The organism is Nocardioides sp. GY 10113 (assembly GCF_004919105.1).
Taxonomy (GTDB): Bacteria; Actinomycetota; Actinomycetes; order Propionibacteriales; family Nocardioidaceae; genus Nocardioides.
Genome location: NZ_STGK01000010.1, coordinates 1 through 23,739 on the forward strand (window position 1 = coordinate 1; position 23,739 = coordinate 23,739).

Consider the following 23,739-nt stretch of genomic DNA (forward strand, 5'->3'; position numbering starts at 1 on the left):
CGTTGGCGTAGATCGTTTGCCCCGCCGCCGGATGCCCATCGCTGGTGAGCAAAGTCCCAGAGATAACGGTGGACGTGGCGGACGCGGATTGGCCCGTCCCCACTACGCCCCAGACAAGCAGCGCTGCGATTGCTAGAAATCGCATGGTGGCGCGAGGCAAACCCTGAACCGACGTCGAGCGTCGCGGGATTGGTTCGGACGAAGGGCTCATTGGGCTTTCCGTTCGGGCCTGGCTGCGATGCGGGCTCCAGAGTGACGGGCGAACTCTACTTGCGCTGGCAGGTCGGCCGTCGGCCCTTCCGCAACCTCGGCGAGACCGAGACTTGGATCGTCAATCCGCTGATCCTTATTGGAACTCGATAGTGGTGTTGTCGACCTCGAGGTCGTCGTAGAAGTCGAGCGCGGCGGTGGAGAAGCCTTCGAACGTGGTCACGTGGCGACCCTAGCGACGGCCGTGGACAGCCCGCCCAACCCGGGAGTCCCCCCGTGAAGACCGAAGGGCCCCTCCACCAGGAGGGGCCCTTCGCGCGGAGCGGGCGACGAGACTCGAACTCGCGACATCGACGTTCGGCAGAGTGTCGCGCTCGAGCGCGACCCCACACCAGCACCCCGTGAAGACCGAAGGGCCCCTCCACCGGGAGGGGCCCTTCGCTCGGAGCGGGCGACGAGACTCGAACTCGCGACATCGACCTTGGGAAGGTCGCGCTCTACCAACTGAGCTACGCCCGCAGTGCCTCCGGTCGGCTCTCACCGCCGAGGCGTGGAGGATGCTACCGCACTCCCCCGGCGCTCCACTCACGGGGCGAGACAAGGGTCGGGTACTTCGGCCCGAGCCCGTCCCCGGAGGATCGGCCGGTGACCCGGCGGTGCACCCAGGGCCCGAGGTGCTCCGCGGCCCACTGCCGGTTGGCGGCGCGCCTCTCCTTGCCGGCCAGCACCGGGCGCTCCAGCGGCGCCGGCCACGGGATGTCGTGGTCGATGCCGAGCCGGTCGAGGACCCTGGTGGCCATCAGGGTGTGGCCGGCCGAGGACATGTGCAGCCGGTCCACGTCCCAGTAGCCCCAGTCGTTGTAGTCGGCCATCCGCCAGTAGTCGACGATGGTGGCGCCGTGGCTGTCGGCGATCTCGCGGACCAGCTCGTTGTAGTAGGCGAACCGGCCACGCATCGGCTTCCAGAACGCCGAGGAGCGCGCACCGAAGGCCGTGAACAGCAGCACCGTCGCGCCCGACCCGACCAGGCGGCCGACGGCGTCGTCGTAGGCCACCATCAGGCCGTCGATGTCGACCTTCGGGCGCAGGATGTCGTTGCCGCCGGCGTAGAGCGTGACCAGGTCGGGCTTGAGCGCCAGCGCGGGCTCGAGCTGCTCGTCGATGATGGCCCGCACCTTGCGGCCGCGGATCGCCAGGTTCGCGTAGCCGAAGCCAGGCTCGACGCCGGCCAGCACCTCCGCCACCCGGTCGGCCCATCCGCGCACGCCGTTGGGACGCGACGGGTCGGGGTCGCCGACGCCCTCGGTGAAGGAGTCGCCGAGGGCGACGTACCGCTGGAAGTGCCCGGGGATCAACGCATCGAGAACCACGACCCCATTGTCCGCGACGACGGTCCGGACGCCACGGCGGGTCCACCGTCCACTGCCGGGGCGGCGGAGCCCCCTCGGATAGGGTGCCCACGTGCTGCTGAGCGACCGTGATATCACCGCCGAGATCGACGCCGGTCGGATCGCGCTGGAACCGTACGACCCCGCGATGATGCAGCCGTCGAGCATCGACGTGCGGCTGGACCGGTTCTTCCGGGTCTTCGAGAACCACCGCTACCCGCACATCGACCCCGCCGCGGACCAGTCCGACCTGACCCGCGAGGTCGAGCCGGAGGGCGACGAGCCGTTCATCCTGCACCCGGGCGAGTTCGTGCTCGGCTCGACCTACGAGGTGGTCACGCTCCCCGACGACATCGCGGCCCGCGTCGAGGGCAAGTCCTCGCTGGGCCGGCTCGGGCTGCTCACGCACGCCACCGCGGGCTTCGTGGACCCCGGCTTCTCGGGCCACGTGACGCTGGAGCTGGCCAACGTCGCGACGCTGCCGATCAAGCTCTACCCCGGCATGAAGATCGGCCAGTTCTGCTTCTTCAAGCTGACCTCGCCCTCGGAGCACCCGTACGGCTCCTCGAAGTACGGCTCGCGCTACCAGGGCCAGCGCGGTCCGACGCCGTCGCGCTCGTTCCAGAACTTCCACCGTACGTCGATCTGACGGGCCCACCCGACCGGCCGGCGACCGACCGGCGGACGACACCCTAGTTAGGTTAGGGAGTCCTAAGTTACGCTGCCCGGGTGAGCACGTACGTCGCCGAGCTGCCGATGATCCTCGACCGGGTGGTCGTGCGCGCCGCCGAGCGGGTCAGCCCGTCCGTCATGCGCTTCGAGCTCGGCGGCGACGGCCTGGCCGACTTCGGGGTCGACGGCCCGGTCCTCGACCAGCGGATCAAGCTGATCTTCCCCAACGCCGCCGGCGAGCTGCCCTCGTTCGAGGCGGGCGAGTCGTGGTGGACCGCCTGGCAGCAGCTGCCGGAGGCCGAGCGCGGCTCGATCCGCACCTACACGATCCGCGACGTGCTCGGCTCCGGGACCGACACCCGCCTGGTGGTCGACATCGTGGTGCACGAGCCGGCGCCGGGCGAGCGGCCCGACGGGCCCGGCAACGCGTGGGCCCTCGGCGCCCGGGTGGGCGACGAGCTGATCACGATCTGCCCGCGGCGCGGCCACCCGTTCGGCGGCATCGAGTGGGACCCCGACGGGGCCGACCGCCTGCTCATCGTCGGTGACGAGACGGCCGCGCCGGCGATCCGCGGCATCCTGCGCGACCTGCCCGCGCACGCACGCGGCGCGGTCTTCCTCGAGACCGCCACCGCCGCGGACGCGTACGACGACATGGTCGCTCCTGCGGGCGTCTCGGTCACCTGGCTGCCCCGCGAGGGCGGCCGGCGCGGGGCGGAGCTCCAGCCCGCCGTACTGGACCACCTGACCGGCGCCGGCACCCCGGGACCGCTCGCCGGCGACCGGGACGTGGAGGCGGTCGAGGTCGACCCGAACCTCTGGGAGACCCCGGCCTACTCCTCCTCCGGGGAGGAGACCGGCCCGGCCACCGCGACCACCGCGGGCGGTTTCCCCGGCCTCTACGCCTGGATCGCGGGCGAGTCGAGGGTCGTCACCGGGCTGCGCCGGGCGCTGGTCGGCCTCGGCGTGGACCGTCGCCAGGTGGCGTTCATGGGCTACTGGCGCGACGGCGTCGCGATGCGTTCCTGATCCCGAGCGACGCCGGCCCTCACAGCTCCTGGAGGTAGCAGAGCATCCGGTAGTCGGTGCCGGGGAGGATGTTGAGGAACCCGTGCCGCTCGTAGAAGCGCCGGGTGTCGACGTCCACGGCGTCGACGTTGATGTGCATCTCGCCGGCACCCCGGCCGCGGCACAGGTCGAGCGCCCGCCGCAGCAGCGCGGTGCCGATCCCGCGGTCGCGCAGGTCCGGGCGGACGTAGAGCTCCTCGAGCTGGGCCAGCGGCCCGTCGTAGTACGGCGTCGGCCGCAGGGTCAGGAGTGCGAACCCGGTCGGCTCGTCGTCGCCGGCGAGCAAAGCGATCACCTCGTCGAGGGCCAGCAGCCGGGCGAACCGGGTGGCGAGCTCATCGACCGACGGCGTCGCCGCCTCGAACTCGGTGTTGAAGTCCCACAGCAGCCGGCCCAGCAGTCCGGCCTCGGCGGGGGTCGCGGTCCTGACCGTGTCGGCGCCCATGCCCCGGCAGCGTATCCGGCCGCGGAGGGCGCGTCGTCACATCCCGATTGGCCCCGAACTCGGCCGGATCGGGGGCCAATCGGGATGTGACGACGAGAACTCAGACGAGCTCGGCCTGCTCCTCGCGCTCGGCGACCAGGTTGAGCGCGATGTCGATGATCATGTCCTCCTGGCCGCCGACGAGCCCCCGCCGGCCGCACTCCATCAGCACCTGGCGGACGTCGACCCCGTACTGCTCCGCGGCCCGCTCGGCGTGCCGCAGGAAGGAGGAGTAGACGCCGGCGTACCCGAGGGTGAGCGTCTCCCGGTCGACGCGGACCGGACGGTCCTGCAGGGGCCGGACCATGTCGTCGGCCGCGTCCTGGAGCGCGAAGACGTCGCAGCGGTGCTCCATCTCGGAGTGGTCGGCGACCGCGATGAAGGCCTCGATCGGGCAGTTGCCGGCGCCGGCGCCGTGGCCGGCCAGCGAGGCATCGACCCGGTAGACGCCGTTCTGCACCGCGACCACGGAGTTGGCCACCGAGAGCGAGAGGTTCTCGTGGGCGTGGATGCCGATCTCGGTGGCGTCGTCCAGCACCGCCCGGTAGGCCTGCACCCGGGCGGCGACGCCGTCCATGGTGAGGCGGCCGCCGGAGTCGGTGACGTACACGCAGTGCGCGCCGTAGGACTCCATCAGCTTCGCCTGCTGGGCGAGCTGCTCGGGCTCGGACATGTGGGACATCATCAGGAAGCCGGAGACGTCCATCCCCATCTCCCGAGCCGCCGCGATGTGCTGCGCGGAGACGTCGGCCTCGGTGCAGTGGGTGGCCACGCGGACCGAGCGGACGCCGAGGTCGTAGGCGCGCTTGAGGTCGTGGATGGTGCCCACGCCGGGCAGCAGCAGGGTGGTCAGCCGGGCGTTCTTGATGACGTCCGCAGCGGCCTCGATCCACTCCCAGTCCGAGTTCGAGCCGGGACCGTAGTTGACCGACCCACCCGCCAGGCCGTCGCCGTGCGCCACCTCGATGGCGTCCACGCCGGCCTCGTCGAGCGCTACCACGATGCGCCGCACGTCGGTCGGGCTGATCCGGTGCCGGACGGCGTGCATGCCGTCCCGCAGGGTCACGTCCTGGACGAAGATCGGGGTCTTCTGGCTCGTGCTCACGCGTCGGCCTCCTGCTCGTTCTGCTGGGCTGCTGCGATCCGCTCGGCTACCTGCAGGCCGGCGGCGGTCATGATGTCCAGGTTGCCGGCGTACGCGGGGAGGTAGTGCGCCGCGCCCGTGACCTGGAGGAAGACGCTCACCTGGTGCGTGGGCCGCTCGTCCCCGTCCTCGAGCAGCGTCTCCACCGGCTGGTCGGCCGGGATCTCGGTGATCTGCACCTTCTGGACCAGCGTGTAGCCGGGCACGTACGCCGCGACGTCGGCGACCATCTTCTCGACGCTGGCGCGGATCTCGTCGTGCAGCGCCGGGTCGGGCGCGTTGACCAGGGCGAAGACCGTGTCGCGCATCATCAGCGGCGGCTCGGCCGGGTTGAGGATGATGACCGCCTTGCCGCGCCGGGCACCGCCGACCGCCACGATCGCACCTGAGGTGGTCTCGGTGAACTCGTCGATGTTGGCCCGCGTGCCCGGGCCGGCCGACTTGGACGAGATCGAGGCGACGATCTCGGCGTAGGGCACCGGAACCACGCGGGAGATCGCGGCGACGATCGGGATCGTCGCCTGCCCGCCGCAGGTGACCATGTTCAGGTTCGGGGCGTCGAGGTGCTCCTCGAGGTTGACCGCCGGCACCACGTAGGGGCCGATCGCCGCCGGGGTGAGGTCGATCAGCCGCTTGCCCAGCGGCTGCAGCCGCTCGGCGTTGACCAGGTGCGCCTTGGCGGAGGTGGCGTCGAAGACGATCTCGATCTCGTCGAACCCGGGCATCGCGACCAGGCCCTCGACACCCTCGTGCGTGGTCGGGACGCCGAGGTCGCGGGCGCGAGCCAGGCCGTCGGAGTCGGGATCGATGCCGACCAGGGCACCCATCTCGACGTGCTGGGCGGTCTGGAGGACCTTGATCATCAGGTCGGTGCCGATGTTGCCCGAGCCGATGATCGCGACCTTGGTCTTGCCGGCGTTGTCGCTCATGCGCACTCCTCGGTGAAGCGGGTCATGGCACCACTCTCGCGCGCCCGCCCCTCGGAGCGAGGACCCATGTTCCACTGAGCGGTACGCTGATCCCGTGTCGACCGATCCCGTCACCGATCCGACGTCGGAGACCGCGGACCTGGACACCGTGCTCGGCAAGGCCGTCGCCATCCTGCGCGCCTTCGGCACCGACGACCGGGTGCTGCCGCTGGCCGAGCTGGTCCGTCGCACCGGGCTGCCGAAGGGCACCGCTCACCGGGTCGCCGGCGACCTGGTCCACCACCGACTGCTGGAGAAGACCGAGCACGGGTACCGCCTGGCCGGCGGCCTCTTCGAGCTGGGCATGCGCGCCGCGACCGAGCGCACGCTGCTGGAGGTCGCCATGCCGTTCCTGCAGGACCTCTACGAGCGCACCCACGAGACCGTTCACCTCGGCGTCCGCGAAGGCACCGAGGTCGTCTACGTCGCCAAGATCGGCGGGCACCGCCAGGCCCGGAGCCCGTCCCGGACCGGCGGCCGGATGCCGATGCACTGCACCGCGATCGGCAAGGCACTGCTGGCCCACGCCGAGCCGGAGGTACGCCGTGCCGTCCTCGACGGCGAGCTGACCCGGCGGACGCCGTACACCGTCGTGGCGCCCGGGCTGCTCGAGCAGCAGCTGGAGCGGACGCTGGAGACGGGCCTGGCCTACGAGCGCGAGGAGTCGACCCCCGGGCTGCTGTGCGTGGCCTCGCCGGTGCTCGAGCCCGACGGGCATCGGGCGGTGGCCGCGATCAGCGTCACGGGGCCGGTCGGCCGCTTCCGGCCCGAGCAGCACGAGACCGCGGTCCGCGCGGCGGCCGCCGCACTGGCGAGCACGTTGGCGCGGCGCCGAGGAGGCCTCTGACCCCGCGGCCGAGCCTCACAGCAGGCCGGCCGCCTGCTGACGGCGGCGCTGCGCGGCCCGGGTGCGGGCGTCGATCCTGCGCTGCGTGGCGCGGGCCATCCGCTCGGCCAGCTGCTGGCGCGACCGTTGGTCGTTCGCGTTCCCCTCCATGGTCCTCCCCTCCCTCCGGGGTTCCTCGGGTGCCGTCCGGTGAGATCACTCTTCCACCCACCGCCGACACACCTCAGACCCCGCGGAGGCCCCCGCTGATACGCGGACGGACACTCACGCCGGCGCGAGGACCACGTCCCCGGAGCCGGTCACCACCCGGATCTCGACATGGTCGGCGCCCGGCTCCGGAGCGCCCACCGGACGCAGTCCCGACGTGGCCCGGCCGCCCGTGGTGATGTCCGTCCAGACCGGGGTCCCGTCGGGGATCCCCAGCCGCACGTCACCCGATCCGGACCTGCCGCTGATCCGGCCCCGTCGCGCCGTACGGACCACCATGCTGCCGGAGCCGGTCCTCATCGCCACGTCGTCCTCGGCCTCGCCGACCTCGATGTCCCCCGAGCCGGTCTTGACCGAGAGGATCGCGGCGGTGCGGCCGACCCGGACATCGCCGGAGCCGGTGGAGATCGCGGCCGCGGACCCGGCGCCGCCGACCTCGACGCTCCCCGAGCCGCTGCTCGCCTTCAACGCTCCCCCGACGTAGCCGATCCGGACCCGACCCGACCCGGAGGTGACCACGGCAGCACCGGTCAGGCACTCGATGTCGACGTCGCCGGAGCCGCACTTGACCTTCGCGACCGCCAGCTCGCCGGCGGTCGCCACGTCGGCGCTCCCGGAGCGCACGACGAGGCTGCTTCCGGTCGGTACCCGCACGTCGATGTCGAGGGCCACCCCGCTGCCGAAGAGACCGCCCCGCGGCTTGGGCGCCACCACGCTGATGCCGTCGCGGCCGCGCATCCGCTCGACCACCACCTCCTCCGCCTGCGCACCGGAGACGCGCACGGTGGTGGTGGTGACGTCGGCGGCGGTGACCGTCAGCCGACCCCCACGGATCGCGGCCACGAGCTCGATCGGCCGCGGGGTGTCGACGGCGTGCTCCGCCCGTCGGGGGTCGGGGTCGTGCTGCTGATAATCGCTCATCTCTCGCTCCTGACGCTCAGATCCAGCCGGTCATCCGGCGCTGGCCGCGGTCGGCACCGAAGGGGAACCCGCCCGCGAACGGGGCACGGGCATCGGGCAGCACTGGGTCGTCGGTGGCCCGGCGGACGACCCCGACCAGCCAGGTGTTGAGGGACTGGCCGGCCGCCGCGGCGGCCCCCTCGGCGCGCGCCTTGAGCGTCTCGGGAATGCGCAGGCTCACCCGCGCCAGGTCCCCCTCGTCCCCCGTCTCACCGGCGGGCGGGGTCCGCGGCGCCGGCTCCACGACGGCCGCCGGCTCCGGGTCGTGCACGACGAAGTCGAGGTCGCGGCCATCCAGCCGGACGTCGACCCCGCCGTCCGCCATCGCCGCGGTGATCTCCGACGCGGCCTGGCTGATCGCCTCCATCAGCGCCAGCCGCGCGGCGGGGTCGAGTGCGAACCCGAGCCGCTCCGCGACCTGGCGCACCTCCGGACCTGCGCCCTCGGCCGCGGCGAGCAGGTCGCGGCGGAGGCTCTCGACGTACGGCGTGATGTCCATGTGCACCATAATGACATCACGCTGATGTCACTTCAACTCCAATGTGACGTCACTCTGCCTCATCGGGTCGCGAGGTCCCGCGTACAAGGCAGGATGGTGCCGTGACCCGACCCGTGGAGACCTGGCTGACCGACATGGATGGCGTGCTCGTGCACGAGGAGCACCCGATCCCGGGCGCAGCCGAGTTCATCGAGGCGCTCAAGAGCAGCGGACGCCCCTTCTTGGTGCTCACCAACAACTCGATCTTCACCCCGCGCGACCTGCGCGCCCGGCTGCTCGGCAGCGGCATCGACGTGCCGGAGGGGGCGATCTGGACCTCGGCGCTGGCAACGGCGCGGTTCCTGCTCGACCAGCGTCCGGGCGGGAGCGCGTACGTGGTCGGCGAGGCGGGCCTGACCACCGCGCTGCACGAGATCGGCTACGTGATGACCGACCGCGACCCCGACTACGTCGTGCTCGGGGAGACCCGCACCTACTCCTTCGAGGCGATCACCCGGGCGATCCGGCTGATCGACGACGGCGCCCGGTTCATCGCCACCAACCCCGATCCGAGCGGCCCCTCCCAGGACGGCAAACTGCCCGCCACCGGTGCGGTGGCGGCGCTGATCACCCGGGCGACCGGCCGCGAGCCGTACTACGTCGGAAAGCCCAACTCGCTGATGATGCGCAGCGCACTGAACAAGATCGAGGCGCACTCCGAGACCACGGTGATGGTCGGCGACCGGATGGACACCGACGTCATCGCGGGCCTCGAGGCCGGCCTCCGCACGGTGCTGGTGCTGACCGGGTCGACGAAGGCCGACGCCGTCGACGCCTTCCCCTACCGCGCGACCCGTGTCGAGGAGTCGGTGCGCGAGCTGATCCCGCTGGTCGAGTCCGGGGAGATCTGAGCCTCGCCCCGGTGCTCGAGGGGGGGTGTGCCTGAGGCCTGCCGGGAGGTGCGCCGCCGGCCACGGCTGGGCCGGGACCGGGCGCCGTGGCGAGTCGTGTGCCCCACGCACCGTCATAGGCGGGCCTCAGGCACACGAGGCGACCGGGGCCGGGCGCCGACACGGGTCGTGTGCCCCACACACCGCCATAGACGGGCCTCAGACACACGAGGCACCCCCGGGAGGGGGCAGGTATGCCGACGGCCCCGGACCGGAGCCCGGGGCCGTCGTGACGGGTTGCGCCGACCTCAGAGGTCGAAGAGCGACTCCGCGCCGTGGATGTCCGCGTCGGTGCGCGGCTGGTGAGCCTCGCCCGAGCCGACCGGCACCGGCGCGGCCGGAGCCGCGACCGGCGCAGCCGGCTCGGCGGCGGGCCGCTCCGCGACCGGCGCCTCCGCGGCAGTCTCCTCCGCCGCCGGCTCCTCCGCAGCAGTCTCGGCTGCGGGCTCGACTGCGGGCTCGACTGCGGGCTCGGCCGCCGGCGGGACCGACTCGGCCACAGGGGCAGCAGGCGCGGCAGCCGCGACCACCGCACCCTCGGGCGCCTCGATGTCGAACAGCGACTCGGCCGCGTGGATGTCCACGTCGGTGCGCGGCTGGCTGGCCACGCCGGACGCCGCAGCCACCGCCGTCGCGGCGACCCGAGCGGCCGGCGCTGCCGGGGCGGACTCGGGCGCTGCGGTCTCGGCGACCGGCTCGACCGGGGCAGCGGCCTCGGCGACCGGCTCGGCCGGGGCAGCGGCCTCGGCCTCCGGCTCAGCGACCGGCTCGGCGCCCGGCTCGGCGACCGGCTCGGCAGCTGTGGTCGCCGGCGCGGCAGCCGCGACCACCGAGCCCTCCGGTGCCTCGATGTCGAACAGCGACTCGGCCGCGTGGATGTCCACGTCGGTGCGCGGCTGGCTGGCCGCACCCGATCCGGCCACGACCGCCGCAGCGGCAGCCGGAGCAGCCGGAGCAGCCGGAGCAGCCGGAGCAGCCGGGGCAGCCGGGGCAGCCGGGGCTGCCGAGGCTGCCGGAGCAGCGGGCTCGGGAGCGGCGATGTCGAACAGCGACCCGCCGCTCGGGATCTCGGTCTTCGCCTCGGCCGCCGGCGCCGCCTTCGCCTCGGCCGGCTTCTCCGCAGGCGCCTCGGCGGGCGCAGCGGGCGCCTCGGGGGCGGCGATGTCGAACAGCGAACCGCCGCTGGGCACCTCGCCAGCGGGCTCGGCCGCCGCCGGCTCCGACTTGGCGGCGGGCGCCGCGGGAGCCGGGGTGTCGAACAGCGAGCCGCCGTCGTCGAAGAGCGAGCCGCCGGACGTCGCCTCCGGCGCGGGCTCGGCCTTCGCCGGCTCGGCCGGGGCCGGGGTGTCGAACAGCGAGCCGCCGGCACCCTCGTCGAAGAGCGACCCACCGGACTTCGCCTCCGGCGCCGCCGGGGCTGCGGGGGCCGTCGGGGCCGCGGGTGCGGCCGGCTCGTCGAACATGGAGCCCGGGTCGTCGAACATCGAGCCGGAGGACGGGGCGGCCGGGGCCGCCTCCTCGGTCACGACCGCCGTGGCCGCGGCCGGGGCAGCGGGCGCAGCCTCGACCGGGGCGGCCTTCGCCACCGGAGCCGCCGCGGCACCCTCCCCGGGCTTCAGCTTGGTCGCGACCTCGCCCTTGACCGAGGCGAGCAGCATCTGCGCGACGTCGAGGACCTCGACCTCCGCCCGGGCCTCGCCGTCGGCCTGCATCTTGGTCAGACCGTCGGAGAGCATCACCCGGCAGAAGGGGCAGCCGACCGCGATCTGGTCGGCGCCGGTCCCGACGGCCTCGTTGGTGCGGTTGAGGTTGATCCGCTCGCCGACCTTCTCCTCCATCCACATCCGGGCACCGCCGGCACCGCAGCAGAAGGAGCGCTCGTTGCTGCGCTCCATCTCCTTGTACTCGGCGCCCGGGAGGATCTGCAGGAGGTCGCGCGGCGGGGTGTAGACCTGGTTGTGGCGACCCAGGAAGCAGGGGTCGTGGTAGGTGATGGAGCGCTTGTGCGCGCCCTCGCCGTTGGCGACCGGGGTCAGCTTGCCCTCGCGCACCAGGCGGTTGAGCAGCTGGGTGTGGTGGGTGACCTCGAGCTCGATGCCGAAGTCCTTGTACTCGTTCTTGAGCGTGTTGAAGCAGTGGGCACAGGTCGAGACGACCTTCTTGACCTTGTACTCCTTGAACGTCTCCACGTTCTGCTGGGCCAGGCCCTGGAAGACGAACTCGTTGCCCGCGCGGCGAGCGGAGTCACCGGTGCAGGTCTCGCCGTTGCCCAGGACGCCGAAGGTCACCCCGGCCATGTCCAGCAGCTCGGCGACGGCGCGCGTGGTCTTCTTCGCGCGGTCCTCGTAGGCGCCGGCGCAGCCGACCCAGAACAGCCACTCGACCTCGTCGAGGGACTCGATGTCGTCGCCGACGACCTTGACCTCGAAGGGCAGGTCCTTGGCCCAGTCCATGCGCGCGTTCGGCGACATGTTCCAGGGGTTGCCCTTGTTCTCCAGGCCCTTGAAGAGGCCGTTGAGCTCGGCGGGGAAGTTCGACTCGACGAGCACCTGGTAGCGACGCATGTCGACGAAGTGGTCGACGTGCTCGATGTCGACCGGGCACTGCTGCACGCAGGCACCGCAGTTGGTGCAGTCCCACAGCGCGTCGGCGGAGAGGACGAAGTCGCCGCCCTCGGGGTTGTAGAACCAGTCGTCGGCGCCGACACCCTCGCCGGGCGCGCCGTCGGGAACGCCGACCAGCGCCTTGTCCGCGGCGCCCTCGACGCCCGACGCGACGGCGTACGCGTGCTCGCGCAGCCCCATCATCATCAGCTTGGGTGAGAGCGGCTTCTCGGTGTTCCAGGCGGGGCACTGCGACTGGCAGCGACCGCACTCGGTGCAGGTCGTGAAGTCGAGGATGTCCTTCCAGGAGAAGTCCCAGATGGAGCCGACGCCGAGGACCGAGTCCTCGTCGAGGTCGTCGATGTCGTCCAGCGTGATCGGCTTGCCGGCCGAGGTGAGCGGCTTCACCGCACCCAGGGCGGTGGCGCCGCTGTCCTCGCGCTTGAACCAGATGTTGAACCAGGCGGTGAACCGGTGCCAGGCGACACCCATGGTCAGGTTGGAGGAGATCACGATCAGCCAGGCCATCGCGGAGACGATCTTCACCATGGCGATGAAGAAGATGATGTTCTCCAGCGTCCCGATGGAGTCCTCACCGGTCGGGTAGAGGTTCGCGAAGAGCTGCGAGACCGGGAAGTGCAGCCCGGTGGCGTGCTCGGCGTGCTCGCCGCCATGGGCCTGGAGCAGGTTGTACTCCGCGCCGCGGATGAAGAGGATCGCCGAGCTCTCCAGCAGCACCATCGCCTCGACGAAGTACGCCTGCCACATGGTCGATCCGAAGAACCGGCTGCGGCGACCGAGCTGGTCGGGCCGGTGCGTGAGCCGGTAGATGATCAGCGGGATGATCGCCAGCGCGCCGAGCAGGCCGAGGAGCTCCGCGGCCCATTCGTACGGCGCCCACTGGCCGACGATCGGCCAGGTCCACTCGGGGTCGATGAGCTGCGGGAACGCCGCCGCGACCGCGGTGGAGAGCATGATGAACGCGGCGAAGGCGAACCAGTGGAGGATGCCGACCCAGGTCCACTGGAGCATCCGCGTGTGCAGGAACGTCTCCTTGACCATGGTCAGGGTGCGCGCGCCCGGGTTGCTGGTGCGACCCGGTGCGGGCTGGCCCTGGCGGATCACCGCGAGCATCGCCTTGACGGCCCGCGCGGTCATCACCACCGCCACCGCCGACACGGCGAGCGAGACCACGATCGCTACGGTCTGCATCATTCCAACGACTCCTCGTCCTCAGCAGAGCGCACAGAAAGCGCGCATGGCGAGCCTAAGGCTCGCGGGCACCGGCGATCTGCGAAGGCTTACCTAACGGAGCCTCCGCGGACGTCGGCCCGGCGATCCTACCCGTTGGTAACTTAAACGGTCAGTCGATGCTCACCCCTCCGCCACCGGCGACCCAGCATGATGTGAGCGAGACCACGGAAGGGAGCCCGGCGTGAGCAACCCTCGCACCCCGCGCCGCGGCCGGGCTGTGGCCGGCACCGCGCTCGCCCTCGCCCTCGCCGGGTGCAACCTCGGCGACGACGCGGCCCGACCGCTGGGCGAGGTCCCGCCGAGCGGCGGGGCGAGCACCGCCACTCCCGGCGACGGCACGGGCACCGCCCCCACCGCCCCCGAGGACCTGGACGTCGCGGTCAGCGAGACCCGCACGGACTCGGTCTACCCCGACGCCGGCGACCCGCTCGTCGATGCGCTCCACTACGACCTCGACCTGACCTGGTCGCCCGACCGCGACCGGCTCGACGCCCGGGAGATCCTCACCTTCCGCGCCACCGCGAACGCCCCCGGGATCCGGCTCGACCTCAGCGACGCCCTGACCGTCGGCTCCGTGGCGGTCGACGGCGAGCCCGCCGACTTCGCCCTCGCCGACCAGGACCTGACCATCGACCACCGGGTCCGCCGGGACCGCACGTACGAGCTCGTGATCGAGTACGGCGGCTCGCCGGAGCCCGTGCCGGCGCCGTCGGTCCGCGACGACTTCGCCGACGGCCTGGGCTGGCTGACCGCCGCGGACCACAGCACCTCGACGCTGCAGGAGCCCTACGGCGCCTTCACCTGGTACGCCGTCAACGACCACCCCTCCGACAAGGCGCTCTACGACTTCACGCTGACCACCGACGCGCCCTGGACCGGGGTGGCCAACGGCGAGAACACCGGCACCACCGAGGAGGACGGGCTCCGGACCACCACCTGGCACCTGGCCGAGCCGGCCGCGTCGTACCTGGTGACGGTGGCCTTCGACGACTTCCAGGTGACCGACCTGGCCTCGCCCTCGGGAGTCCCGATCCAGATCTGGGCACCGGCCGAGGGCGATCCGACGCCGGGGCAGACCGGGTACGCGCCACAGGCCATGGCGTGGCTCGAGGAGCTGCTGGGCCCCTACCCGTTCGACACCTTCGGCATCGTCGTGGTCGGCCGCGACAGCGGCATGGAGACCCAGACGATGGTCACCCTGGGCAACACCCCCTACACGACCTCGGCCGCCGTGGTCGTCCACGAGCTGGCCCACCAGTGGTACGGCGACACCGTCACGCCGGCGGACTGGAGCGACGTGTGGATGAACGAGGGAACCGCGATGTACCTGCAGGGCCTGTGGCAGGCGGAGCAGGCGGGCATCAGCATCGAGGAGAAGATCGACAGCTGGGCGCGCGGTGAGGCCGCCGAGCGGGCCGAGGCGGGCCCGCCCGGCGCCTACGACCCCGAGCAGTTCGGCGCCGGGAACATCTACTACGGCCCGGCGCTGATGTGGCAGGAGCTGCGCGAACGGATCGGCGACGAGGCGTTCTTCGCACTGCTGCGCGACTGGCCGGCCGACCAGGAGAACGACACCGCCGACCGCCGCGAGTACCTGCGGTGGATCGAGCGCGAGACCGGCGAGGAGCTCACCGCGTTCTTCGGGGACTGGCTGCTGTCACCGACCACCCCCGACCGCGACGACACCGGCAGCGACGACGGGAACGGGCGGGACGGCGCTCAGTACAGCAACGCCGTCGCCGGGTCCTCGATGATCCCGGCCACGTCCGCGAGGAATCGGGAGCCGGTCGCGCCGTCGATGTGACGGTGGTCGAACGAGACCGCCAGCGTCATCACCTTCCGTGGCACCACCTGGTCGCCGACCACCCACGGCTGGGGCCTGATCGCGCCCAGGCAGAGGATGGCCGACTCCCCGGGGTTGATGATCGGGGTGCCGGCGTCGACGCCGAAGACGCCGACGTTCGTGATCGTGAACGTGCCGCCGGCCAGCTCGGCCGGCTGGGTGCGGCCCTCGCGGGCGGTCCCGGTCAGCGCCTCGAGCGCGCGGGCCAGGCCGAGCAGGTCGAGGGCGTCGGCGTCCTTGACGTTGGGCACCACCAGCCCGCGCGGGGTGTCCGCGGCGATGCCGAGGTTCACGTAGTGCTTGAGGACCACCTCCTGCGCCGCCTCGTCCCAGGTCGAGTTGAGCAGCGGGTGGCGGCGCAGCGCCAGCAGCGTGGCCCGCGCGGCCACCAGCAGCGGGGAGACCCTGACCTCGGCGAAGTCTCGTCTGGCCTTGAGCCGCTCCACCAGCTCGACGGTGGCGGTGGCGTCCACGGTGACCCACTCGGTGACGTGCGGTGCGGTGAACGCCGAGCCGACCATGGCGGTGGCCATCTGCTTGCGCACGCCCTTGATCGGCTCCCTGGTCTCCCGCTCCCCCACGGACGCCGGCACCGCGGCCGACGCGGCCGACGCTGCGGCGGGCGGTACGACGCCGGACGCCGCGGCCTGCACGTCGTCGCGGGTCACCCGGCCCTCCGGTCCGGACCCGGCGATCCCGGCCAGGTCGACGCCGAGGTCGCGGGCGAGCTTGCGGACCGGCGGCTTGGCCAGCACCCGGGTCGAGGCGGCGGTGGCGACCGGCGCCTCCGCCACGGGCGCGTCCGCCACCGGCACCGCGACCCGGGCCCGCCTCCGCAGCTCGCGCTGCTTGGGCCCGTAGCCGACCAGGGTCGGGTTGCCGGCGGGCGGCACGTTGGTGTCGATCGGGGCGGCGGCCCGCGGCGGACCGGCAGACGCGGCCGCGGGCTCGGGCGCCGGCGCCGGCGCGGCGGCCGCCGCCTCAGCCGCGCCGATCGCGATGATCGGCGTGCCGACGGTGACGGTGTCGCCCTCGGCGACCAGCAGCGCGGTCACCTCGCCGGCGTACGGCGAGGGCAGCTCCACGATCGACTTGGCGGTCTCGATCTCGACGATCACGTCGTTGACCGCGATCGTGTCGCCGACCGCGACCCGCCAGGTGACGATCTCGGCCTCGGTGAGCCCCTCGCCGACGTCGGGCAGCTTGTACTCGGGCATCGCTCCCCCTCCCCTCAGAACGCCAGCGACCGGTCGACGGCGTCGAGCACCTTGTCCAGGTCGGGCAGGTACTCCTCCTCCACCCGCGCCGGCGGGTAGGGGGTGTCCCAGCCGCCGACCCGCAGCACCGGCGCCTCCAGGGAGTAGAAGCACTCCTCGGTGACCCGGGCCGCGACCTCGGCGCCCAGGCCGAGGTTGACGTGGGCCTCGTGGACGACGACGGCGTGCCCGGTCCGGCGTACCGACTCGAAGACCGGCCCCATGTCCAGGGGCGAGAGCGTGCGCAGGTCGATCACCTCCAGCTGGCGGCCCTCGTCGGCGGCGACCGAGGCGGCGTCCAGGCAGGTGCCGACGGTGGGGCCGTAGGCGACGAGGGTGGCCGCATCACCGGGGCGGACCACGCGCGAGGCCCAGAGCGGGCCGGGGGTGGCCTCGTCGTCGACCTCGGCCTTGGTGGAGTGGTACTGCCGCTTGGGCTCCAGGAAGATGACCGGGTCGTCGCTGGCGATGGCCTGCTGCAGCATCCAGTACCCGTCGACCGGGTTCGAGCAGGCCACGACCTTCAGGCCGGGGGTGTGGGCGAACTGCGCCTCGGGCGACTCGCTGTGGTGCTCCACGGCGCCGATGCCACCGCCGAACGGGATCCGGATGACCATCGGCATCGGGATCCGGCCGCGGGTGCGGGCGCAGAACTTCGCGACCTGGCAGACGATCTGGTCGTAGGCCGGGTAGACGAAGCCGTCGAACTGGATCTCGACGACCGGCCGGTAGCCGCGCATCGCCAGTCCGACCGCGGTGCCGACGATGCCGGACTCGGCGAGCGGGGTGTCCATCACCCGCGCCTCCCCGAAGTCCTTCTGCAGACCGTCGGTGATCCGGAAGACGCCGCCGAGCCGACCGACGTCCTCCCCCATCACCACGACCTTCTGATCGGCCTCCATCGACCGGCGCAGGGCGGCGTTGAGCGCCTTGGCCAGGGTCATCGTCGTGGTGGTCATGCCGCACCTCCCTCCTGCGCGGCCACCCCGAAGGAGGCCCGGTGGGCGGCCACCGCAGCCCGCTGCGCCGCCAGCTCGGGGGTCTGCTCGACGAAGACGTGGTCGAAGACGCCGAGCGGGTCGGGATCCGGCAGCGCATGGCACTCGGTGCGCATCCGCTCGCCGAGCGCGTCGGCCTCGGCAGCGAGGTCGGTGAAGAACGCGTCGTCGGCGAGGCCGTTGCGGCGCAGGTGCACCTCGACCCGGGCCAGGGGGTCCTTCAGCTTCCAGTGCTCGACGTCGTCGCTGAGCCGGTAGCGGGTCGGGTCGTCGGTGGTGGTGTGCGCGCCCATCCGGTAGGTGTAGGCCTCGATCAGCATCGGGCCCTGCCCCTCGCGGGCCCGACGCAGCGCCGCCTGGGTCACCGCGTAGCAGGCCAGCACGTCGTTGCCGTCGACCCGGACGCCGGGGAAGCCGAAGCCGTCGGCGCGCTGGTAGAGCGGGATCCGGGAGACCTTCTCGATCGGCTCGGAGATCGCCCACTGGTTGTTCTGGCAGAAGAAGACCACCGGGGCGTTGGCCCAGGCGGCGAAGATGAACGCCTCGTTGACGTCGCCCTGGGAGGAGGCGCCGTCGCCGAAGTGCGCCAGCACCGCGCCGTCGCGCTCGGGGTCGCCGCTGCCCACGACGCCGTCGCGCTGCATGCCCATCGCGTACCCGCAGGCGTGCAGCACCTGGGCGCCGATCACGATCGTGTAGAGGTTGAAGTTCTTCTCCAGCGGGTCCCAGCCGCCGTTGTCGACGCCCCGGAAGAGCCCCAACAGCTCGACCGGGTCGACGCCCCGGACCCACGCGACGCCGTGCTCGCGGTAGGTCGGGAAGACGAAGTCCTGCGGGGCCAGCGCATGGCCCGCGCCGACCTGGGCCGCCTCCTGCCCGAGCAGCTGCGCCCACAGGCCCAGCTCGCCGTGGCGCTGCAACGCGGTGGCCTCCACGTCGAGGCGGCGCACCAGGAACATGTCGCGGTAGAAGGTCCGCAGCTGCTCGGGGGTGAGGTCCACGTCGTACTCGGGATGGTGGACGCGCTCGCCCTCCGGGGTGAGCAGCTGGACCAGGTCGGGGTCCGCCTCGCTCGGCGCCGGTCCGAACACGGGGTCGCTCATCAACGCACCTCTTCCTCTCGCCGGGCTCGGCGGGGTCGCCGCCCTGCTCCCGGGTACCGGTCGGTGTGCGGGCCGGCCGCAGGCTGGGGTGTTGCCTGTGACCTGGAACACACCTTCGGGCCCAACCTACCTGTCCAGCCTCGGCGGCGGAGCATGTCGAGCTCCGGCATCGGACTGCCGACCGGCGACGCCACACGGTGGTCGGGGTCGTGTGCCTGAGAACCCTCCATTCCGGGGTGTGGGGCACACGACTCGAGCCGAGCCCCGTCCCGGACTGCGTCGTGTGCCCAGGAACCCGCTATCCCGATGCATCAGGCACACGACACAGGGCGGGACCTCCGGGCGCCTGCCCCTGCTGTCACGCGCCGTCCACCGCGCTGGGCAGCCGTCGGCGTTGCTTCCAGCCCGGTGCGGCGGGCTCCTACCGTCGTCGACGGCCGACCAGAGCTACGGACGACGTGTGACAGGCCGTCCCGGTCGACGACCTCCCCCCGCCGACGTCACAGCGCCCGGGTACGACTCAGCGCGCCTCGCGCACCTCGTGCAGCGCGCCGAGGTCCTCGTGGTCCCGGTGGCTCTCCGGCTCGACCTGGAACGTCGTGTGCTGGACGTCGAAGTGCGCGGCGACGCACTCGCCCAGGTCGTCCAGGATCGCGCCCACGCCGCGCTCGGCCAGGGCGGCGTCGGTGACGGTCACGTGCGCCGACAGCGAGGCGAGCCCGCTGGTGATCGTCCAGGCGTGGAGGTCGTGCACCTCGACCACGCCGGGTGCGTGCAGCAGGTGGTGGCGCACCTGCTCGACGTCCAGGTCCGACGGGGCGATCTCCAGCAGCACCCGCCCCACGTCGCGGATCAGCACCAGCGCGCGCGGCAGGATCATCCCCGCGATCACCAAGGACGCGAGCGGGTCGATCAGGTACCAGCCCCACAGCCACACCACGACGCCGACGAGCACCGCGACCACGGAGCCGAGGGCGTCGGCCAGCACCTCGTTGAAGGCGCCGCGGATGTTGAGGGAGCCGGCGTCGGAGCGGCGCAGGATGAGCAGGGAGGCCACGTTGGCGGCCAGGCCGACCAGGGCGAAGCCGATCAGCGGCAGGCCGTCGACCTCCGGCGGGTCACCCAGCCGCTCGACCGCGGTCACCGCGATGTAGCCGCAGACCGCCAGCAGCGCCAGGCCGTTCACGCCGGCCGCGACCACCTCCGCACGGTGGTAGCCGAAGGTCGAGCCGCGCCCGCCCGGCAGGGCGGCGACGTACGACGCCCCGAGCGCGAGCACGACGGCCCCCGCGTCGGTCGCCATGTGTCCGGCGTCGGCCAGCAGCGCCAGCGACCCGGTGATCCAGGCGCCGACGACCTCGACGAGCAGGACGACGGCGGTGACCCCGAGCACCCAGCGCAGCCGGCGGCGGTCCGCCGCCCGCCCGGCGGCATGTCCGTGCCCGTGCCCGTGTCCCACGCGTCCACCCTAGGGCGGGCCGGAACCGCGAGCCGGCAGAAAGGGCCTGCCGACGCGCGCCTCAGATCGCGCGGTCCCCGGCGGCGGGATCGACGACCCTCGACTGGGTGTCGGTGCCGTCCGTGGGCTCGTCGGTGGGCTCGTCGGCACCGACCAGCAGGATCACGATCATGATCACGGCGCCGATCAGCACCAGGACGGCCGCGCCGACGAGCGCGGCGAGCACCATGCCCCTGCGCCCGCCCCCGCCACCGGTGGGCGGCGCCGGGAACCCTCCCGGTCCGTCGGGGATGCCCGGGCCGCTCGGGGGCTCGTAGGGCGGCCGGATCGGGTCGTCGCCAGGGTTCTGGCTCACGTGGCGAGCCTAGACGAGGTTCGCCCGGCCGGTCCCGGGCCGGAGCCCCGACGGGGCAGGAAGGAGAGCGCCACCAGCGCCAGCCCGACCGGCGCGGCGAGCAGGAACCAGGAGGCGTACGGCGCCAGCGACCGCACCACGACCTCGGTGGTCAGCCGCGCCAGCTCGGAGCGGTCCTCCTCCGCGATCCGGCCGGCCACCTCGGCCGCCGGCCACGTCGCCAGGATGACCAGCACCGCGGCGAGCGCCAACCCGAGCGCGCCCACGCCCAGCGCCCGCAGCCGTCCGCGCCAGCCACGACCCAGCGCGACCGCGAGCACCACCAACAGCACCCAGACCGCCCAGGCGGCGTACGAAGTGCGGCGCAGGGCGAGGTAGGCGTCGCGCTGCTCGAGCAACGTGGACTCGCGCACCATCGGCACCCGCAGGGCGACGTCGTCGGCCGACACCGCGAGCCCGTAGCGGTCCAGGCGCTCGAGGGTGGAGACGAGCAGCGGGCCGACGTCGACCGCCACCCAGTCGTCCTCGTCGTCGTCGACGCCGTCACGGACGAGCCGGAGGAACTCCTCGTGCACCGTGCGGTTCGCCTCGCGCCAGAAGTCCGGGAATCCGGTGTTGGCCACGACGGCGTCCGCCGAGGCCCGCACCCACTCCTCGGCCATCGCGGGGAGCGCGAAGGGCAACCGTTCGTCGAGGTCCTCCAGCGCCGCGTCGCCGACCACGCGGCCCAGCTCCTCGCGCAGCGCCGGCTCGTCGGCGAGCGGCGCCACGGTCGCCACGTAGGCGTCGGTGTCGTCGACCCGGGCGTGCAGCCAGGTGCCGACGATGCCCAGCGGCGCGAGCAGCGTCGCCACCACCAGGAGGAGGGAGATCAGAGCGGTGCGCATCGCCCGGCCCGCCTAATCCCCGGTGGCCGCGCAGTGCGGGTGGGAGCAGTCGGCGTCGACCCGCCAGTCGCCGTCCTCCTTGACCAGGAGGTACCAGCCCTCGCCGGAGTCGACCCGGTCACCGCCGAAGAAGTCCTCGACGAACCGGACGTTGTCGCCCCGGTAGTTCGCGTGCCCCGTGTAGCCGACGATCGCCTCGTCCCCGCCCCGCTCGGTCACCTCGTCGATCTCGACCCTGATGGTGACGTCACCGAAGGCGTCGGCGTAGGACTCGCCGTAGGTCTCCTCGAAGTCGGCCTCGGCGTCGGCGAGGAACTCCTCCGCGCGGTCGGCGTAGTCGGCGCAGTCGACCGCCCCCGCGAGGAGCTCCTGGCGGTACCTGGCGCTGCGCAGCTCGCACTCGGTCCGGAAGTCGTTGTCGACCTGCGCCCGGACGTAGTCGTCGACGACGGCGCCGGGACCGCCGCCGGGGAAGAGGAGGAGCGCGGCCGCGCCGAGGACGACCAGCCCCAGCGCGAGCCCGGCGAGGACCAGCCCGACCACCCGGCCCGACGGGGTCGACCCGCGCGGGGCCGAGGGCTGGCGGGGGTCGGACATCGGCGCCTCCTGGGAGCGGAGTCGAAGCGGGCGCGGCAGGCGTCAGATCATGTCACGGTGGGCGCGGCCACCGGCGCGTTGCCCAGAGCGCCCCCGGCGGCCAGCCCGGCGACGAACTCCAGCTTCTCCAGCACCGGGTCCGGGATCAGGAACGGGTAGAGGTCGTCCTTGCCCATCGACCGGTTGATCTGGTTGAGGCCGATCGAGAACGGCACCCAGACCCCCCGCACCAGGTCCCCGAAGCCGGCGAACGCCGCCGGCTCCACCGACAGCAGCCCGTACGCCGCGGCGGTCTCGCAGGTGTCGGCGATGTGCAGGTAGTGCGCGAAGGTCTCCGCGAAGTCCTCGAACGGGTGCATCGTCGCGTAGGTCGTGATGTACGACGCCTCCCAGCCGTCCGGCGCGCCCTGGGCGTAGTGCCGGTCGATCTCGGCCTGGTAGTCGAGAGTGTCGTCGCCGAACAGCTGCCGGCAGCGGTCGACCGCCGCCTGGTCCCCGCCCTGGAGCAGCAGCATCTGCACGTAGTGGCCGGTCTCGTGGCGCAGGTGGCCGAGCATCGTCCGGTAGGCCTCGCCGAGCTCCACCCGGATCCGCTCGCGCCGTGCGTCGTCGGACTCGGCCAGGTCGATGGTGATCACACCGTCGGCGTGGCCGATCACCACGTCCTCGCCGGCCTGCCTGCTGCTGGAGAGCAGGTCGAAGACCAGGCCGGAGACGTCGATCCCGCGGGCGTCCAGCTCGACCACCAGTCGCCGCTTGGCGGCCTCGGCGGTGGGCAGCTGGCGCAGACCCTCGGCGTCGCTGTCGGCGGGCCGGGTCCGGGTCATGTCGCAGGCGGAGCACTGGCCGCCCTCGATCCGGGCCAGCCAGGTGCAGCCGCTGAGGTTGAGGTTGCGGCACACGTGCCAGACCAGGCCGTCGTGGTCGACGTACCGGCCGGTCTCGTCGACGACGACGATCTCGCGCTGCTCCCGGGAGAAGCCGAGGCGGCTGCCGCAGGAGATGCAGACGGAGTTCTCGAAGTAGAGCTGGTTGCCGCAGACCCCGCAGCGGAATACCTTCACGCCGCCATCATGCAGGGGCGGGTGAAGGACCGGGGCGGATCGCGGGCCGCGGGGAGTCAGCCGATCGGCGCCACGTCGACCGACACCGACAGCTCCGAGGTGGTGGCCTCGGTGAAGATCACACCCTTGACCGGCGGCACGTCGCCGTAGTCGCGACCCCAGGCGACCGTCACGTACCGCTCGTTCTGCCACTGGTCGTTCGTGGGGTCGAAGGCCAGCCACTCGTCGTCGCCCAGCCAGAGCGCGAGCCACGCGTGGGAGGCGTCGGCGCCGACCACCCGCTCCTTGCCGGGCGGCGGCTCGGTGGCCAGGTAGCCGCTGACGTAGCGGGCGGCCAGGCCGTGGGCGCGCAGCCCGGCCAGGGTGAAGTGCGCGAAGTCCTGGCAGACCCCGGCCCGCCGGGCGATGATCTCGGGCACCGTCGAGGTGACCGTGGTGGCCGACGGGTCGTAGTCGAAGTCCGCGTGGATGCGGTTCATCAGCTCGGTGACCGCCTCGCCGACCGGCCGGCCGCGGGTCAGCGACTCCGCGGCGTAGTCCCGGGCACCCGGGTGGATCGGGACGGCCGGGCTGGCCAGGGCGAAGTCGGTGGCCCGCCAAGCCCCCGGAGCCCCCGGGTCCAGCAGCGGCCGGAACCGCTCCCACCGGGTGGCCAGCCGCTCCTCGTCGACGACGGGGGTGACCACGTCGACCTCGCCGCGGCCGACCACCTGCAGCTCCCGGTGCGGGGTGACCACCTGGAAGTAGGTGACCCGGTTGCCGTAGAAGTCGACCTCGCTCGAGTGGTCGTCGGGCGTCGGCGTCACCGCGACCCGGTACTCACCGTCGCCGGTGCCCAGCTGCTGCCAGGGCAGCGAGCGGGGCACCAGGTGCGCGACCCCGAGGCTGTCGGTGACGTGGTCGTCGTAGGTGTAGGTGGTGCGGTGCTCGACCCGGTATCTCAT

The 23,739-nt window shown here is 72.6% G+C and carries 22 protein-coding genes and 1 tRNA gene; 5 read left to right on the plus strand and 18 right to left on the minus strand.

Annotated elements, in window-relative coordinates:
• Nucleotides 1-656 precede the first annotated feature (656 nt).
• Both E8D34_RS12820 and E8D34_RS12825 read right to left on the minus strand, forming a co-directional pair.
• A tRNA-Gly gene (locus E8D34_RS12820) sits at nt 657-729 on the minus strand.
• A gap of 41 nt (nt 730-770) precedes the next feature.
• A complete protein-coding gene (locus E8D34_RS12825) occupies nt 771-1,580 on the minus strand; it encodes an SGNH/GDSL hydrolase family protein (protein WP_240771330.1) in 810 nt (269 codons plus the stop codon).
• 91 nt (nt 1,581-1,671) lie between these two features.
• Between E8D34_RS12825 and dcd the strand changes: the two genes are divergently transcribed.
• Together dcd and E8D34_RS12835 are read left to right on the plus strand one after the other, a co-directional pair.
• Nucleotides 1,672-2,247: a dCTP deaminase gene (gene dcd / locus E8D34_RS12830; RefSeq protein ID WP_136595045.1), complete on the plus strand. Its 576-nt coding sequence runs from the start codon at nt 1,672-1,674 to the stop codon at nt 2,245-2,247.
• A gap of 80 nt (nt 2,248-2,327) precedes the next feature.
• A complete protein-coding gene (locus tag E8D34_RS12835) occupies nt 2,328-3,299 on the plus strand; it encodes a siderophore-interacting protein (protein WP_240771331.1) in 972 nt (323 codons plus the stop codon).
• 19 nt (nt 3,300-3,318) lie between these two features.
• On the opposite strand, the gene E8D34_RS12840 is transcribed toward E8D34_RS12835, so the two are convergent.
• The 3 genes from E8D34_RS12840 to E8D34_RS12850 all read right to left on the minus strand — a co-directional run bounded on the left by E8D34_RS12840 (nt 3,319) and on the right by E8D34_RS12850 (nt 5,895).
• On the minus strand, nt 3,319-3,783 hold the full coding sequence (locus E8D34_RS12840; RefSeq protein ID WP_136595046.1) for a GNAT family N-acetyltransferase: 465 nt from the start codon (nt 3,781-3,783) through the stop codon (nt 3,319-3,321).
• Between the two features lie 100 nt (nt 3,784-3,883).
• Nucleotides 3,884-4,927: a 4-hydroxy-2-oxovalerate aldolase gene (dmpG, locus tag E8D34_RS12845; protein ID WP_136595047.1), complete on the minus strand. Its 1,044-nt coding sequence runs from the start codon at nt 4,925-4,927 to the stop codon at nt 3,884-3,886.
• Entirely contained in the window at nt 4,924-5,895 is a 972-nt protein-coding gene (locus E8D34_RS12850) for an acetaldehyde dehydrogenase (acetylating) (protein ID WP_136595048.1), read from the minus strand. The genes dmpG and E8D34_RS12850 overlap by 4 nt, the downstream gene beginning before the upstream one ends.
• 94 nt (nt 5,896-5,989) lie before the next feature.
• Here E8D34_RS12850 and E8D34_RS12855 point away from each other — a divergent pair, with 94 nt between their 5' ends.
• Nucleotides 5,990-6,781, plus strand: coding sequence for an IclR family transcriptional regulator (locus E8D34_RS12855; protein ID WP_136595049.1), 792 nt, complete (start codon nt 5,990-5,992; stop codon nt 6,779-6,781).
• Between the two features lie 15 nt (nt 6,782-6,796).
• Here the strand turns inward: E8D34_RS12855 and E8D34_RS21565 are convergent, their stop codons facing one another.
• From E8D34_RS21565 to E8D34_RS12865, 3 genes are all read right to left on the minus strand, one after another.
• On the minus strand, nt 6,797-6,931 hold the full coding sequence (locus E8D34_RS21565) for a hypothetical protein (protein WP_276606598.1): 135 nt from the start codon (nt 6,929-6,931) through the stop codon (nt 6,797-6,799).
• Nucleotides 6,932-7,045: 114 nt separating this feature from the next.
• Complete coding sequence (locus E8D34_RS12860; RefSeq protein WP_136595050.1) at nt 7,046-7,909, minus strand: DUF4097 family beta strand repeat-containing protein; 864 nt, start codon at nt 7,907-7,909, stop codon at nt 7,046-7,048.
• Between the two features lie 16 nt (nt 7,910-7,925).
• Complete coding sequence (locus tag E8D34_RS12865) at nt 7,926-8,447, minus strand: toxin-antitoxin system HicB family antitoxin (protein ID WP_240771333.1); 522 nt, start codon at nt 8,445-8,447, stop codon at nt 7,926-7,928.
• Between the two features lie 134 nt (nt 8,448-8,581).
• Here E8D34_RS12865 and E8D34_RS12870 point away from each other — a divergent pair, with 134 nt between their 5' ends.
• Complete coding sequence (locus E8D34_RS12870) at nt 8,582-9,337, plus strand: HAD-IIA family hydrolase (RefSeq protein ID WP_136595215.1); 756 nt, start codon at nt 8,582-8,584, stop codon at nt 9,335-9,337.
• A gap of 287 nt (nt 9,338-9,624) precedes the next feature.
• Here E8D34_RS12870 and E8D34_RS12875 read toward each other — a convergent pair whose 3' ends face one another.
• Complete coding sequence (locus tag E8D34_RS12875) at nt 9,625-13,194, minus strand: (Fe-S)-binding protein (protein WP_136595052.1); 3,570 nt, start codon at nt 13,192-13,194, stop codon at nt 9,625-9,627.
• Nucleotides 13,195-13,414: 220 nt separating this feature from the next.
• On the opposite strand from E8D34_RS12875, the gene E8D34_RS12880 reads away from it, so the two are divergent.
• Nucleotides 13,415-15,037, plus strand: a complete 1,623-nt coding sequence (locus E8D34_RS12880; protein WP_136595053.1) for a M1 family metallopeptidase — start codon at nt 13,415-13,417, stop codon at nt 15,035-15,037.
• Here E8D34_RS12880 and E8D34_RS12885 read toward each other — a convergent pair.
• From E8D34_RS12885 to E8D34_RS12925, 9 genes are all read right to left on the minus strand, one after another.
• Complete coding sequence (locus E8D34_RS12885) at nt 14,953-16,293, minus strand: dihydrolipoamide acetyltransferase family protein (protein ID WP_136595054.1); 1,341 nt, start codon at nt 16,291-16,293, stop codon at nt 14,953-14,955. The genes E8D34_RS12880 and E8D34_RS12885 overlap by 85 nt on opposite strands.
• Before the next feature lie 14 nt (nt 16,294-16,307).
• Complete coding sequence (locus E8D34_RS12890) at nt 16,308-17,291, minus strand: alpha-ketoacid dehydrogenase subunit beta (protein WP_136595055.1); 984 nt, start codon at nt 17,289-17,291, stop codon at nt 16,308-16,310.
• Entirely contained in the window at nt 17,288-18,433 is a 1,146-nt protein-coding gene (gene pdhA / locus E8D34_RS12895; RefSeq protein WP_136595056.1) for a pyruvate dehydrogenase (acetyl-transferring) E1 component subunit alpha, read from the minus strand. Before pdhA ends, E8D34_RS12890 begins: the two co-directional genes overlap by 4 nt.
• 520 nt (nt 18,434-18,953) lie before the next feature.
• Nucleotides 18,954-19,892, minus strand: coding sequence for a cation diffusion facilitator family transporter (locus E8D34_RS12900; protein ID WP_136595057.1), 939 nt, complete (start codon nt 19,890-19,892; stop codon nt 18,954-18,956).
• A 61-nt stretch (nt 19,893-19,953) separates the two neighbouring features.
• Nucleotides 19,954-20,247: a hypothetical protein gene (locus E8D34_RS12905; RefSeq protein WP_136595058.1), complete on the minus strand. Its 294-nt coding sequence runs from the start codon at nt 20,245-20,247 to the stop codon at nt 19,954-19,956.
• A complete protein-coding gene (locus tag E8D34_RS12910) occupies nt 20,244-21,134 on the minus strand; it encodes a hypothetical protein (RefSeq protein ID WP_136595059.1) in 891 nt (296 codons plus the stop codon). Before E8D34_RS12910 ends, E8D34_RS12905 begins: the two co-directional genes overlap by 4 nt.
• 12 nt (nt 21,135-21,146) lie before the next feature.
• Entirely contained in the window at nt 21,147-21,731 is a 585-nt protein-coding gene (locus E8D34_RS12915; protein ID WP_136595060.1) for a hypothetical protein, read from the minus strand.
• Nucleotides 21,732-21,778: 47 nt separating this feature from the next.
• Complete coding sequence (locus tag E8D34_RS12920; protein WP_136595061.1) at nt 21,779-22,795, minus strand: putative zinc-binding metallopeptidase; 1,017 nt, start codon at nt 22,793-22,795, stop codon at nt 21,779-21,781.
• A 56-nt stretch (nt 22,796-22,851) separates the two neighbouring features.
• Complete coding sequence (locus tag E8D34_RS12925) at nt 22,852-23,739, minus strand: transglutaminase family protein (protein WP_136595062.1); 888 nt, start codon at nt 23,737-23,739, stop codon at nt 22,852-22,854.

Bases quoted from the DNA above. Each gene is read 5' to 3' on its own strand.
- E8D34_RS12840 (WP_136595046.1), bottom strand. From the start codon at position 3,783: ATGGGCGCCGACACGGTCAGGACCGCGACCCCCGCCGAGGCCGGACTG.
- E8D34_RS12850 (WP_136595048.1), bottom strand. From the start codon at position 5,895: ATGAGCGACAACGCCGGCAAGACCAAGGTCGCGATCATCGGCTCGGGC.
- E8D34_RS21565 (WP_276606598.1), bottom strand. From the start codon at position 6,931: ATGGAGGGGAACGCGAACGACCAACGGTCGCGCCAGCAGCTGGCCGAG.
- E8D34_RS12860 (WP_136595050.1), bottom strand. From the start codon at position 7,909: ATGAGCGATTATCAGCAGCACGACCCCGACCCCCGACGGGCGGAGCAC.
- E8D34_RS12865 (WP_240771333.1), bottom strand. From the start codon at position 8,447: ATGGACATCACGCCGTACGTCGAGAGCCTCCGCCGCGACCTGCTCGCC.
- E8D34_RS12870 (WP_136595215.1), top strand. From the start codon at position 8,582: ATGGATGGCGTGCTCGTGCACGAGGAGCACCCGATCCCGGGCGCAGCC.
- E8D34_RS12875 (WP_136595052.1), bottom strand. From the start codon at position 13,194: ATGATGCAGACCGTAGCGATCGTGGTCTCGCTCGCCGTGTCGGCGGTG.
- E8D34_RS12885 (WP_136595054.1), bottom strand. From the start codon at position 16,293: ATGCCCGAGTACAAGCTGCCCGACGTCGGCGAGGGGCTCACCGAGGCC.
- E8D34_RS12890 (WP_136595055.1), bottom strand. From the start codon at position 17,291: ATGACCACCACGACGATGACCCTGGCCAAGGCGCTCAACGCCGCCCTG.
- pdhA (WP_136595056.1), bottom strand. From the start codon at position 18,433: ATGAGCGACCCCGTGTTCGGACCGGCGCCGAGCGAGGCGGACCCCGAC.
- E8D34_RS12910 (WP_136595059.1), bottom strand. From the start codon at position 21,134: ATGCGCACCGCTCTGATCTCCCTCCTCCTGGTGGTGGCGACGCTGCTC.
- E8D34_RS12915 (WP_136595060.1), bottom strand. From the start codon at position 21,731: ATGTCCGACCCCCGCCAGCCCTCGGCCCCGCGCGGGTCGACCCCGTCG.
- E8D34_RS12925 (WP_136595062.1), bottom strand. From the start codon at position 23,739: ATGAGATACCGGGTCGAGCACCGCACCACCTACACCTACGACGACCAC.